6 protein-coding genes are annotated in these 13,209 nt (G+C 66.7%); 3 read left to right on the plus strand and 3 right to left on the minus strand.

From position 1 onward, the window contains the following. Positions 1-2 precede the first annotated feature (2 nt). Positions 3-797: a protein-L-isoaspartate O-methyltransferase family protein gene (locus GPL20_RS14940; protein ID WP_157330223.1), complete on the minus strand. Its 795-nt coding sequence runs from the start codon at positions 795-797 to the stop codon at positions 3-5. Further along, positions 794-4,261 carry an AAA family ATPase gene (locus GPL20_RS14945; protein ID WP_157330224.1) on the minus strand — a complete coding sequence of 1,156 codons (3,468 nt, stop codon included), beginning with the start codon at positions 4,259-4,261 and terminating at the stop codon, positions 794-796. Before GPL20_RS14945 ends, GPL20_RS14940 begins: the two co-directional genes overlap by 4 nt. Positions 4,262-4,398: 137 nt before the next feature. On the opposite strand from GPL20_RS14945, the gene GPL20_RS14950 reads away from it, so the two are divergent. From GPL20_RS14950 to GPL20_RS14955, 3 genes are all read left to right on the plus strand, one after another. Then, a complete protein-coding gene (locus tag GPL20_RS14950; protein WP_157330225.1) occupies positions 4,399-10,848 on the plus strand; it encodes a non-ribosomal peptide synthetase in 6,450 nt (2,149 codons plus the stop codon). Between the two features lie 140 nt (positions 10,849-10,988). Continuing rightward, positions 10,989-11,162: a hypothetical protein gene (locus tag GPL20_RS38845; RefSeq protein ID WP_167533033.1), complete on the plus strand. Its 174-nt coding sequence runs from the start codon at positions 10,989-10,991 to the stop codon at positions 11,160-11,162. Positions 11,163-11,396: 234 nt separating this feature from the next. Continuing rightward, on the plus strand, positions 11,397-12,128 hold the full coding sequence (locus GPL20_RS14955) for a 4'-phosphopantetheinyl transferase family protein (protein ID WP_157330226.1): 732 nt from the start codon (positions 11,397-11,399) through the stop codon (positions 12,126-12,128). A gap of 54 nt (positions 12,129-12,182) precedes the next feature. On the opposite strand, the gene GPL20_RS14960 is transcribed toward GPL20_RS14955, so the two are convergent. Continuing rightward, positions 12,183-13,208 carry a histone deacetylase family protein gene (locus tag GPL20_RS14960; RefSeq protein ID WP_254125826.1) on the minus strand — a complete coding sequence of 342 codons (1,026 nt, stop codon included), beginning with the start codon at positions 13,206-13,208 and terminating at the stop codon, positions 12,183-12,185. Position 13,209 lies beyond the last annotated feature (1 nt).

A 13,209-nucleotide genomic window follows, 5' to 3' on the forward strand; every position in this document is an offset into this window, starting at 1 on the left:
CATTAGCCATCCGACGGCAGGCCCTGCTCGAGCCTGCGAAAGCGCAGCGGCGCCAGCGCGGAGGCGCGCTGCCACCAGTCGGCGACGCGATCGTCGAGTGCGGTCGTTCCGCGGCCCTGGCCGGGGAATATCCGGATCTGCTGGACCGCCTCGGCCTCGAATCCCCTGCCCTTGCGCATGATCTTGACGGCGGCGCCTTCGCGATCCCGCTGGGTCAGCGGCACCAGAAGGCGGCCGCGCGGGCGCAGCGACTGAAGCCAGAGCGGGTGCGGATGCGAGAAGCCGGCATGCACGATGATGACGTCGGCCGGCACGCCGCGCGCCTCGCATCCATCACCGTGGACGACGTCGACATTGCGATAGGCGCGAAGATAAGTCGCGGCGCGAGCCGCAAGCCGCCCATCGCATTCGATGGCATGCACCCTGCCCTTTGGACCGACGATCTTCGACAGCACCGCCGAAAAATAACCGAGTCCGCAGCCGATCTGGACCACGCGGTCTTTCTGCCCGACGCCGAGCACGTCGATGAAATGCGCCCACAGGCTCGGCAATCCGGTGTCGAGCTTGCGGCGCGCGTCGATCGCGACCAGAACATTGTCGTAGAGATGGATTGGATCGGCGTCAGGCGTCAGCCGGTAGCTGCGGGCGGCCCCGCTCTTGATGCGCCAGGGGCCTTTCGCCAGAAAATCCTCGCGCGGGACAGCGGCGAGCGCTTCGAGCAGGCGCGGCGAGCCGATCCGCTCGCGCTTGGCAATCAACTCGACGAAGCGCGCACGCGCGGCGGCAAGATCACTCATCTCACGGGATCGGCCTGTTCGCGGACGGACGCGTCCACACTGAGCTCGTTCATCAGTTGCATCGCCCGTTTCAGGTCGGGCGTGTAAAAGCCCTCGCTGAACTTGCCGACGATCGGCGCGAGCAGGAGCCTAGCATGCTCACGCCTGCCGGCCTCGTGCGACAGGCGCGCGAGGCTGACGGCGGTGCGCAGCTCCCAGGACAGCGCGCCCTGCTTGCGCGCGACCTCCAGCGACAGGCCGAACAGATCCTCGGCCTCCCGCACCGACGCCGGGTCGCCGTCCAAGAGCATGATCTCGCCTTGCAGGCGATAGACCTCGGCGAGGTAGGAGTGATCGCCGGTCCGCCTGGCGGTGGCGAGCGCGCCGTCCAGCGCGCGCAGGGCGGCATCGCGCATCCCGACCTTGGCGTAGGCTTCCGCGAGCAGGCAGCGGAACCAGCAGCCGGCAAGCCAGGAATCCATCGCCTCGTATTCGTCGAGGCCGAAGCGCATCTGGCTCAGGCCTTCGTCGGCTTCACCGAGCTGGGCCAGCGCCCAGCCGCGCAGGATCGCCGCCTGCTGCTTCCAATGCAGGAAATTGTGCTCGGTGGCGATGATCATGGCACGGTTGGCGTGATCGCGCGTGCCCTCGACGTCGCGCAGGTGCTGGCAGAGATAGGCGCCGAACACCAGCGCGAAGGCGAGCGTGAAGGGATGGCGCACTTTCTCGGCGTTCGCGATCGCCTGCTCGCTGTGCTGTCGCGCCGCATCGGGCCGGCCGAGGAACCACAGCAGGTAGCCGAGATAGGACAGCGAGACGACGCCGGGCTCGATGCCGTGCCGCTCCATCAGATCGAAGTGCAGATCGGGACTGTAGAGATTGATGCAGCGGTGCAGGTGATGCTGGGACGCCGCGAAACGCCCGCGATAGAGCATGGTCATCGCGATCGCGCGGTGCGCCTCGATCAGATAGCCGGTCTGCTGCGCCGGCTGGGCCCGCTCGTTGAGCCGCTCGCGCTTGGCGAACTTCAACAGCTCGACGCTGAGATCGTGCGCGCGGGTGAGATCGGCGCGGATGAAATGGCAGACCCAGAGCCCGCGCGTGGCGGCAAAGGTCTTTTCGTCGTCGTCGAGCTGCCGGCCGAGCTCGAGCGCGCGGACGTAATTCTCCTCGACCTCCTGCACCGCATAGCCCTTGGCGGCGATCAGCGCATTGCCGAGCGCGATACGCAGCTCGAGCTCCATCTCGTCGGCGCCCTGCATGCGGGAATTGGCCTGCACCACGCCGAGGCCGCGGCGCAGATGGCCGATCGCCTCCAGATTGGCGCCGGTCTTGGCCGCCTGCTTGCCGGCCTTGAGCCAGAAGCTCGCGGCGCCCTCGCTCTGCCCGGACTCGGTCAAATGATGGGCGAGCAGCTCCGGCTCCCGCTCGGTCTTCTCCGGATACATCTCGGCAAGCACCTGGGCGATCCGGGAATGCAGCTTGCGCCGCTCGCTGTGCAGCAGGCTTGCGTGCGCGGCGTTCTGGATCATCACGTGCTTGAAGGAGTAGAGCGCGTCGGGCGGATGGCCGCGCCGCATGACCAGCCCCGCCTCCTCCAGGTGATTGAGCGCCGCCTCGATCTGCTCCGCCGGAGTGTTGGCGACCGCGTGCAGCGTCTCGTAGGAGAATTCGCGGCCGATGGTGGCGCCGATCTGCGCGACGCGCTTGAACGGGCCCATCCGGTCCAGCCGGGCCATCAGCGAGTCCGTCAGGGTGGCCGGGATCGCGAGCTGCCGCCACGGGCCCGACAGCACGTAGCGTCCGTGCCGCTCGGTGAGGAGGTTGGATTCGAGAACCGTCTTGGTCAGCTCCTCCAGGAACAGCGGCACACCGTCGGTCTTGACGATGATCTCCTCGACGACCTCCTTGGGAAGCTCGCGTCCGGCGACGCGCTCGACCAACGTCGCGCGCAGCTGCCGGCTCAGACGATTCAGCACCACCGTGGTGATATGCGAATGCGCGTTCCAGCTGGGCTGGAATTCGGAGCGCGCGGAGATGATGACCAGGATCGGCTGGTTCTGGACCCGGTCGACCAGGAGATCGATCACCTCACGGGAGGTCGGGTCGATCCAGTGCAGGTCCTCGAACGCGATGACCAGCGGCATCTCGCGCGCCAGGCCGAGGAAGTGACTGACCAGCGCCGCGACGGTCGCATCCTTCTGCTGCTGCGGCGACAGGTCGAGCGGCGGATAGCGATCGCCGGTCGGGATCGACAGCAGCGCGGCAAACAGCGGCGTGACCTGCTCGATGTCGCCATGGGCAGCGGCGATCGCAGTCTCCAGGCCCGCCAGCGACAGCGCGGATGCATCCTCTCGGTCGAGGCCCAGGGCGAATTTGAGCTGCGCGACGAAAGGATGGAACGCCGTCGACGTGTAATAGGGCGAGCACTGGAACGAGACCTGGCCGTGGCGGTCGCCCGCAATCCGCTCGAAGATTTCCTGAATGATGCGCGACTTGCCAATTCCGGGCTCGCCGAACTTGACCACGACCTGGCCGTCGCCCTCCTTGGCCTGCTGCCAGCGCCCCATCAGCAGCGAGATCTCCTCCTCGCGATTGACGAGCGGCGTCAGCCGCGTGCCCATGGCGGCGGCGAAGCGGGTCTCGACCCGCGAGGCGCGCACCACGTGCCAGGCCTGCACCTTCTCGGAAATGCCCTTCAGGACGTGGACGCCGAGACTGCGGTAGTCGAACTTTCCCTTCAGCAGCGACTGCGTCGAGGGGGAGATCACGACGCCATTGGGGGGCGCCAGGGCTTGCAGGCGCGCGGCCAGATTGACGGTTTCTCCAACCGCGGAGTCGCGCTCTTCGGTGCCCTGTCCGACGAGGTCGCCGACCACGACAAGACCGGTCGCGATCCCGATGCGGACGGCGGGGGAGTGGCTGAGCGCGCCACGCGGCTCGATCGCACGCGCGGTCGACAGCACCCGCACGATCTCGAGCCCCGCACGCACCGCGCGCTCGGCGTCGTCCTCATGTGCGGTCGGATAGCCGAAATAGACGAGGATACCGTCGCCGACGAAACGCGCCGCGAAGCCTTCATAATGCTTCACCACGCGGACGCAGGTCTCGCGAAAGCTTGCGATCATGTCGCGCACGTCTTCCGGATCGAACTGCACCGAGAGCGAGGTGGAATCCACCATGTCACAGAACATGGTGGTGAGCTGACGCCGTTCGGCGCCGACCTCCGTCCGCGCCTGCGGCGCCACTGTCGCCGGCGCCTCCGCCGTTTCAGCCTGGAATAGCGCCGCCATCGCCCGCTGGAGCCGCTTGCGATCGCCGAGCGGCATTCCGAGCTCGACCAGATCGGATTCGGTCAGGTCCCCCATGACATCGAGATCAAGGCGGTGCTGTGCGAACAGATCGCCGTAATGGCCGAGACCGATGCCCTCGAGCCAGAGCTTCAGCCTGCCTTCCGCTCCCGTGCCCGGCTCATTCTCCAGCATGGTGATATCTGCCCAACCTTCACTCCGTCGAAGGGCTTAGGGCCCCCTCAACCACAGATTTTGGGGCCAAAACTTCACCTCAGACTGGACGCGTTCCCATAGTTCTTGAAAGAATAGCTTAATCAGATCAAAAGGGAATGGCGTTGTCCGACATTACATCCGCGGTGGGAGAGGGATCGGAACGCGCAGGCGCCGAAACCAAGAGCTTTGCCCATATCGGCGGCCTTCTTGACGTCCATGCGCGGAAGACGCCGGCAGCACCCGCTCTCCTCGCCCCGGGCCGGCCGGCTCTCAGCTATGGCGCACTGGGCGAATTGACTCAGCGACTGGTCCGTATCCTGCGCGGGCTCGGCATCGACCCCGCAGACCGCATCGCCGTTGCGCTGCCACGCGGCGCCGACAGCGCTCTGGCGTTGATCGCGGTCGCTTCAAGCTGCGCCTGCATCCCCGTCAATCCCGATCTGACCGCGGACGAGCTGCAACGCTATTTCAGCGAGTTGAAGCTGACGGCGCTCGTCACCCGGGCCGACATGAACTCGGCGAGTCGCGACGTCGCCAGGGCGCTCGACGTCGCGGTGATCGATTTCGTGCCGGGGCCGCAGAACGATCTCGGCGGCTGCACTTTCATCGGTCCGGCGGTCGGGCCGGCAATCACCGGCGGCGCCTCACGCGGCGACGACGATGCGTTCATCCTGTTGACGTCGGGCACGGCGGCCCGGCCGAAGATGGTGCCGCTCACGCATCGCAATGTGTGCCTGTCCGCCACCAACGCCGGCCGCGTGCTGTCGCTCACCTCCCACGACCGCCTCCTCAACGTGCTGCCGCTGTTTCACGCCCATGGCCTGATCTCGGGCCTTCTGACGGCGCTGGCCGCGGGCTCCAGCGTGATCTGCACCGACGGTTTCGATGCGTCGTCCTTCTTCGGCTGGATGCGGGAGCTGCAACCGACCTGGTACACGGCTGTGCCGACCATTCATCGTGCGCTGCTGACGGCAGCGGAAGCGAACCCGGACCGCGCCCGGTCGTCGTCACTGCGCGTCATCCGCTCGGCTTCGGCCTCGCTCGCGCCTGCCATCCTCGAAGGGCTGGAGGCGACGTTCGGCGTTCCCGTGCTCGAGACCTACGGGATGACGGAAGCGGCCTCGCAGATCGCTGCCAATCCGTTCGAGTTGCGCAAGATCGGATCGGTCGGCCGCGCCGCAGGCCCCGAGATCGCGATCATGGACGAAGCCGGTCGCGTGCTGGCGAACGGCGCGCATGGCGAGATCATGCTGCGCGGACCCAACATGAGCCGCGGCTACTACAATGACGAGGCCGCGACACGGGCCGCATTCCGCAACGGCTGGTTCCGGACCGGCGATCTCGGCTATCTCGATCCCGACGGCTATCTCTTCATCGTCGGCCGCATCAAGGACGTCATCAACCGCGGCGGGCAGAAGGTCTCGCCCCTCGAGGTGGAAGAGGTCCTGCTCGGCCATCCCGCGGTGCTGGAGGCCGGCGTGTTCGCCGTCCCGCACCGCAAGCTCGGCGAGAACGTCGCTGCCGTGGTGGTGCTGCGGCCGGACTCCGGAGCGAGCTCGGACCAGTTGCGCCAGTTCGCGCGCAAACGTCTCGCGGCCTACAAGGTGCCGAGCCTGATCCGCAGCGTGGCCGCACTGCCGAAGGGCGCCAGCGGCAAGGTCAAGCGCAATGCACTGACGGAGCTGATCGCGACGGCGGAGGAGAGCGACGAGACACGGCTGCCGCGCAACGCGCTGGAGACCCAGCTTGCCGCGATCTGGGCCGATCTGCTGGAGCTGCCGCAGGTCGGCGTCGATCAGGATATCTTCGCGCTCGGCGCGGACTCGCTCGCGGTGACGCAGATGCGCTCGCGCCTGCGCGATCGCTTCAACGTCGATTTCTCGTTCGAGGATATCTTCGATTGCGCCACGGTCACGGCGCTTGCGGCCCGGCTGGAGACCGCCGCAACCCACCGCGCAGCGGCGCTGCCGGCCTGGCGCCAGGCCGCGGCTTCAGAAGCAGGCGCGCCGCTGTCGTTCCAGCAGCAGCGGATGTACGTGCTCTCGCGGCTCGATTCGACCGGCTACAACTATAATGTCGTCGAGGTCGCAATGATCGGGGGCCAGATCGATGCTGCTGCGCTTCGCGCGGGCCTCGCCGCAATTTGCCGGCGCCACGAGGTGCTGCGCTCGGTCTTCGTCGAACACCAGGGCGAGCCGCAGCAGCGGGTGCTGCAATCCCATCCGCACTTCGAGCGGATCAGGCTCAAGCCCTGCGCCGCGGACAGGCGGGCCGCCGTGATCCGGCGCGAGGCGCTCAAGCTCGCGCAATATCCATTCGATCTGGCACGCGAGCCACCGCTGAAGGTCACCCTGCTCTCGTTCGACAAATCCAGCCACGCGCTGGTGGTCAACGTCCACCACCTCGTCACCGACGGCTGGTCGCAACGGCTGTTCTGGGAAGAGCTTGCCGCGCACTATGCCGCGGCGCGCAAGACGAGCGCGACGCCGCTGCCCTCGCCGGCCTTCCAGTATCGCGACTTTGCGCTCTGGCAGCAGGGCTGGGCGCAGACGCCGGCCGTCAAGGAGCAGCTCGACTACTGGCGGACGCAGCTCGACGGCGTCACCACGTTGCCGTTGCGAACCGACCGGCCGAGGCCGGCGGCCTGGAGCGGTCACGGCGCCCGTCACTATCTCGAATTCTCCAAGACGCTGTCGGCCGACTTGAGGGCACTGAGCCAGAACCAGGGCGTCACGCCTTTCATGACGCTGCTCGCGGCCTTCCAGTGTCTCCTGTTTCGCCACACCTCGCATGAGGATGTCGCAATCGGCTCGCTGATCGCCAACCGCAACCAGATCGAAAGCGAGCGCCTGATCGGGCTGTTCGCCAACACCCTGATCCTGCGCAACGATCTTTCCGGCGATCCGACCTTCGGCGAAGTGCTGCGGCGGGTACGGCAGGTGACGCTCGATGCCTACCGCAACCAGGACCTTCCAATCGAGGAGGTGTTGCGCGCGTTGCAGGTCGCGCGGAGGAGCGATGGCAATCCGCTGTTCCGGATCATGTTCATCCTCCAGAACGCGTCGATCGAGGCTGCTCGCTTTCCCGGCCTCTCGTTGCGGCGCATCGAGGTCGATCCAAGGGTGGCGCGCTTCGACATCACGCTCGAGCTGGTCGAGGCCGACGGCCGTTTCTCGGGATTCTTCGAATACGCCACCGATCTGTTCGACGCCGCGACGATCGAAGACATGGCCGCTCAGTTCAAGACCCTGCTCAAGGCCGTCATCGCCGATCCGGAGCAGCGCATTTCGCGCCTGCAGCTCCTGACCGAGGCCGAACGCCGCCAGTTGCTGGCGCAGGGCCATGGTGTACCGGCCAATTTCACCGCGCGCGGCAACTTGAGCGAGCGCTTCGATCGTCAGGCCAGGGCCACACCGAATGCGATCGCAGTGTCGGACGGTCACGCATCCCTGAGCTATCGCGAGCTGGCGCGCCGCAGCCAGGCGATCGCGCGCTGGCTGGCCCGCGAAGGCGTCGGCGCCGAGACGGTGGTCGCCCTGCTTGCCGAGCGCGGGCCCGACCTGCTCGCCGCAATGATCGCCGTGCAGCGCGTCGGCGCGGCCTTCCTGAACCTCGATCCCGACCAGCCGCCGGCGCGGCTCACGACCATCCTCGGGTCGAGCTGCGCCCGCGTGCTGCTGACCGGGCGCGTCCAATCCGTCATGGTCGACACGCTGCTCGAGCCGCTGGTCGAACGCATCCGGGTGGCCGAGCTCGAGGATGCGATCACGCCAGGCACGACCAGGCCGGCCCGCGCCGCCCGGCGTACGCCCTCGAGCCTTGCCTATCTCGTCTATACGTCCGGCTCCTCCGGCGCGCCGAAGGGCGTCATGATCGAGCAGCGCGGGCTGTCGAACCATCTGGCCGCGCTCATCTCCGAGCTTGGCCTCTCGGCCAGGGACGTGATCGCGCAGACCGCGCCGCAAAGTTTCGTGATCTCGGTCTGGCAATTCCTGGCCGGGCCGATGGTCGGCGCGCGTGTGCACGTCTGTGACAACGCGACCGTGCAGGACCCGGTTCTGCTCGCGCGGGAGATCGCGCGCGAAGCCATCACGGTGCTCGAGATCGTCCCTTCGCTGCTGCGCGTGATTCTCGATCGCATGGACGAGGCACCGATCCAGCGTGCCTTCGCGAAATTGCGGCTGCTGATCTCGACCGGCGAGCCGCTGCCGGTCGAGCTCTGCCACGCCTGGTTCGCCCGCTGCCCCAAGGTGCCGCTGATCAATGCCTACGGCGCGTCGGAATGTTCCGACGACGTCTCCCTGCATCGCCTGACCAAGGCGCCGGCGGAGACGACGACAAATGTCCCGATTGGAGCCCCGCTGCCGAACACCCAGCTCTACGTGCTCGATGCAAACCTCCAGCCACAGCCGGTTGGCGTGGTTGGCGAGCTCTGCATCGGCGGCGCCGGCGTCGGCCGCGGCTATGTCAACGATCCCGCTCAGAGCCGGCAACGCTTTCTGCCCGATCCGTTCACCCGCCAGGCCGGCACGCGTCTGTATCGGTCCGGCGATCTCGCCCGCCGCCGCGCCGACGGGACGATCGAATGCCTCGGCCGAGCCGATCACCAGGTCAAGATCCGTGGCTACCGGATCGAGCTCAAGGAAATCGAGCATGCGCTCGCCGACCATCCGGGTGTGCGCGCCGGCATCGTCGAACCGCGCCGCGAGGCCGGCGGCGATGTCAGGCTGATCGCCCACATCGTCGCAACCTCCGGCAGCCGGATCAGCGCCAGCGAGCTGCGCGAGTTCCTGAAGCGCCGGCTGCCGGAGCACGCCATCCCGTCCGCATTCCTGTTCCTGGATCAGGTGCCGCTCAATGCCCACGGCAAGCTCGACCGGTCCGCGCTGCTGGCGCCCGCGCAGCAGGAAGCGTCCGGCGCGGATGCGGCCGTGCCGGCGCGGCGTTTCACCGAAAAGGTGCTCTCCGACATCTGGATCGACCTGCTGAAGGTCGAGAGCCTCGGGGTGACCGACAATTTCTTCGACCTCGGCGGCCATTCGCTGCTGGCGGGCCAGGTCATGGCGCGGATCGCGCGTGCACTCGGCGTATCGCTGCCGATCAAGACCATCTTCGAGGCACCGACGATCGACGAGCTCGCCCGGCGGGTCGACGAGGCCGTGGCGGCGAAGCCGCGAAAGTCTGCCGCAAGCATGCCGCGGCGGGCCAGGAGCGGGCCTCCGACGCTCTCGATCGCGCAGGACCAGATGATGCGGATCCAGCGGAATCTGCCGGGCCTGCCGCTGTTCAATCTGCCCTTTGCCTTCCATCTCCAGGGCCCGCTCGATACGGCTTCCCTCGCGCAGGCGTTCGACGACATCGTGCGCCGTCACGAATCGCTCCGGACCGGGTTCGGCTGGCGCAGCGAGGAGCCGGTCAGCCTGGTCGCCGCCCCCGGCCCGCTCGGCCCGGTCCTGACCGTCGAGACGATCGGCAACGGGCGACCCCACCACAACAAGCGGCGCAAGGCCCTCGAGCTCAGGAAGGTCAATCTCCTGATCGAGCAGGAGACCTATGCTCCCTTCGACGCCGCACGCCCGCCGCTGTTGCGGGCGCGCCTGTTGCGGCTCCACGCCGAGGATCACGTGCTGCTGCTGACGCTGCACCACGCCATCGCCGATGGCTGGTCGATTGGCGTGCTGTTCGAGGAATTGTCGGGCCGTTATGCGGTGCTGGCCGGATATCCGTCAGTGCCGCTGCCGAAACTGCCGCCGGCCTTTTCGGACGTCGCGCGCTGGCAGCGCTGGTGGTGCGGCACCGACGCCGCTCGCCGCCAGGCTGCCGACTGGACGGCGAATCTGCGTGGCGCGACCCCGCTCTTCGACGGCAAATCGAGCCCGGGCGCGTCGACCGGGTACCATCCTGTCAGCCTCGAGCGCGAGCTGATCAGCCGGCTCACCGCCTTTGCCGGTCAGCAGAGTGCGACGCTGTTCATGTGCCTCCTGACCGGCCTGAAGACCCTGTTGCTGGCGCGGACCGGCCGCACCGACATTTCGATCGCCACCGCCATGGCCAATCGCGCCCAGCCGGACGCCGACCGCATCATCGGTCCGTTCGAGAACACGGTGGTCATCAGAACCCGAATCACGCCCGAACTGTCGTTCGCGCAGGCCCTGGCGCGGGTGCGCCAGAGCGTGGTGGACGCGCATGCGCGGCAGGAGCTGCCGTTCAACATCCTGGCCGACCATCTGGAAGAGGAGGGAATCGATCCCGCCTCGCTGCTCCAGGTCTATTTCACCCTGCAAAATCCGCTCCGCCAGCCACTCGATCTGCCTGACGTCACGGTCGAATCGACCGGCAACATCGCACGCGAAGGCCAGCCGGTGCTGCAGATCGACCAGACCTGGCTGTCGCTGATGCTCAAGGAGCGCCCGACCGGAATCACCGGATCATGCAGTTACAAGGGCGAACTGCTGGACGGTCCTATGGTCGCAGACTGGATGAAGGACCTCGTAGCGCTGCTGGGCGGGGCCGTGATTCAACCCAACATGCCGCTGGGCCGTTTGCTCGATCGCAAAGCGGCATGACCGGCCGTACGGCTCGGGCGAATACGGGTTCACTCGCCAAAGCTGTGAATGACCAAGTTGCGCCTTGATTCTTTGGCGTCATCGCGCAAGATTATTCCCGTCTTTTGAGTGGACGATTATTTTTGACCCGGGGGAGTGTTATGGGTTTCATCAAATTTACCAAGGGCACCTCGTTAAGCCCCAAGGACCGCAAGGCCCTGCAAAAATTGCTGAACTTCGAGAAGAAGAAGCTCCAGACCGCTTTGAAGGACGTCGACGCCAGCCTTTCGGTGCTGGGCGTGACGAAGAAGGCCAAGAAGAAAAAGAAGAAGTAAGGCTCGTCGGCCGGGACGCCGCACGAATCCTCTCACTTCGCCTTTCGGACATGGGCCGCTCGCCTGTCGAGCTGGGGTCTCGCACAAGCTTGCGCCTGTAAACCGGCCTCCAAATCGACAAGAATTTGCCCGGGTGGACCGCTAACAACGGTCCGCTCAGTTGATTCTTGCTCCAGTTGATTCTTCCGTCCGGACCGGGGATCCAGCCTCGGCCAGACGCCAAAGGCCCGATTGATGGCAGACGACAGAATTGAATTGTTTGTCGGACTGATCGAGACCATTGACGCGCCGGGCGCAATCGATGCGTGCCGACGTCTGCTCTCCGTCGACGAACGAGTCCGCGCCGACCGTTTCATGCTCGAGCGGCATCGGCGGCAGTATATTTTCGCCCATGCCATGCTGCGCCTGGCGCTGTCGCGGGTCGCCCCCAACGTTGCGCCCTCCGACTGGTCCTTTGCCGCCGGCAGTTACGGGCGACCGTTCATCACGGCGCCTGCGACCTCGACTGCGCTGCATTTCAGCCTGTCGCATGCCGACGGCTGCGTCGCCTGCATCGTGTCGAGACACGAAGCCGTCGGCGTCGATGTCGAAACCGTGTCGCGGCGGGTGGCGCCGCTATCCACCGCACTTCGCTTCTTTGCGCCGGAAGAGGTCGAGACGCTGCGCGGACTGCCGGAGCCCGCTGCGATCGAGCGCTTCTTCGACTACTGGACGCTCAAGGAGGCCTATCTGAAGGCCAGGGGCTTTGGCCTCAATCTGCCGCTCGACGCCTTCGCGATGCAGGTGTCGCGCGAGGCGATCGAGATCAGCTTCAAGCCGGATATCGCCGACGATCCGCAAGGCTGGCGCTTCTCGCTGTGCTCGCCGTCCCCCTCGCATCGCCTCGCGATCGCCGACGGCTCCCGTGCAGCCGGCGGCCTTCCCATCAGCCGCAATGCCTGGCCGCTTCAGGAAGCGGCTGAATGAGGTCGGCGAGCTGACGCCGGTGGCGCAGTTCGTCAATGCGACGAGAGGCGAAGATCAGCGGGCCTCTTCGAACCCCGCCAGCACCGAGGTCAGGTTCGCGCCCAGAATGTCCGAGAGATAACCGCCCTCCTGCACGAACACGGTCGGCAGGCCCATCTTCGCGATGGCCTGGCCGATGCGGCGGAAGCCCGGCGTGGTGACGGCGAGGCCGCGCAGCGGATCATGCTCGGAGGCATCTAGGCCGAGCGCGATGACGAGAGCTCCGGGCGCAAAGGATTCGATCGCCTTGCGTGCGACCTCCATCGCCTGGATATAACCGTCGTCGCCGGTGCCGATGGCGAGGGGGATGTTGAGATTGGTGCCGAGCCCCTCGCCCTCGCCGCGCTCATGGGCGTAGCCCCACACGTACGGGTAGTACGCGACCGGATCGGCATGGATCGAGATCGTGTAGACGTCCGGCCGCGCGTAGAAGATTCCTTGCGTGCCGTTGCCGTGATGGACGTCGACATCGAGGATGACGACGCGCTCGTGCTTCTGCCGCAGATGCGCCGCCGCGATCGCACTGTTGTTGAGGAAGCAGAAGCCGCCGGCCATGTCGCGATAGGCGTGATGGCCGGGCGGACGACAGAGCGCGTAGGTTGCGTCCTCGCCGTCCATCACCATCTGCGCCGCGGTGACCGCAACGTCCGTCGCGGCGCAAGCGGCGGCCCAGGTGCCCGGGCCGATCGGCGCCGCGGTGTCGGCGGTGTGCCAGCCGAGCTTGCCGACGATATGCGTCGGATAGGTCGCGGCGTGGCGCACGGGATGGATGTTGCCGATCATCTCCGGACCGGAATCGCCGAGCGCGGTCCAGGCGTCCCAGGCTTCGCTTAGGAACGACAGATATTCCGGACTGTGGATGCGCGCGCGAGGCCCCTGCCCGAATGTCGTCGACTCGACCAGTTGATGCTTGCCGTCCTTCAGTCCCTTAAGCAGGCGGTCGGCGCGCTCGGGCTGCTCGGTGGTGCGCTTGACGACACCGCGAACCAGGAAGAATTGCGGATCGTGGCCGCGATGCAGTTCGGTATGGACGGCTTTCACT

Origin of the sequence: Bradyrhizobium cajani, from assembly GCF_009759665.1 — a bacterium.
In the GTDB taxonomy this organism is placed as follows: Bacteria; Pseudomonadota; Alphaproteobacteria; order Rhizobiales; family Xanthobacteraceae; genus Bradyrhizobium; species Bradyrhizobium cajani.

Bases quoted from the DNA above. Each gene is read 5' to 3' on its own strand.
- GPL20_RS14955 (WP_157330226.1), top strand. From the start codon at position 11,397: ATGGCAGACGACAGAATTGAATTGTTTGTCGGACTGATCGAGACCATT.
- GPL20_RS14945 (WP_157330224.1), bottom strand. From the start codon at position 4,261: ATGCTGGAGAATGAGCCGGGCACGGGAGCGGAAGGCAGGCTGAAGCTC.
- GPL20_RS14950 (WP_157330225.1), top strand. From the start codon at position 4,399: ATGGCGTTGTCCGACATTACATCCGCGGTGGGAGAGGGATCGGAACGC.
- GPL20_RS14940 (WP_157330223.1), bottom strand. From the start codon at position 797: ATGAGTGATCTTGCCGCCGCGCGTGCGCGCTTCGTCGAGTTGATTGCC.
- GPL20_RS38845 (WP_167533033.1), top strand. From the start codon at position 10,989: ATGGGTTTCATCAAATTTACCAAGGGCACCTCGTTAAGCCCCAAGGAC.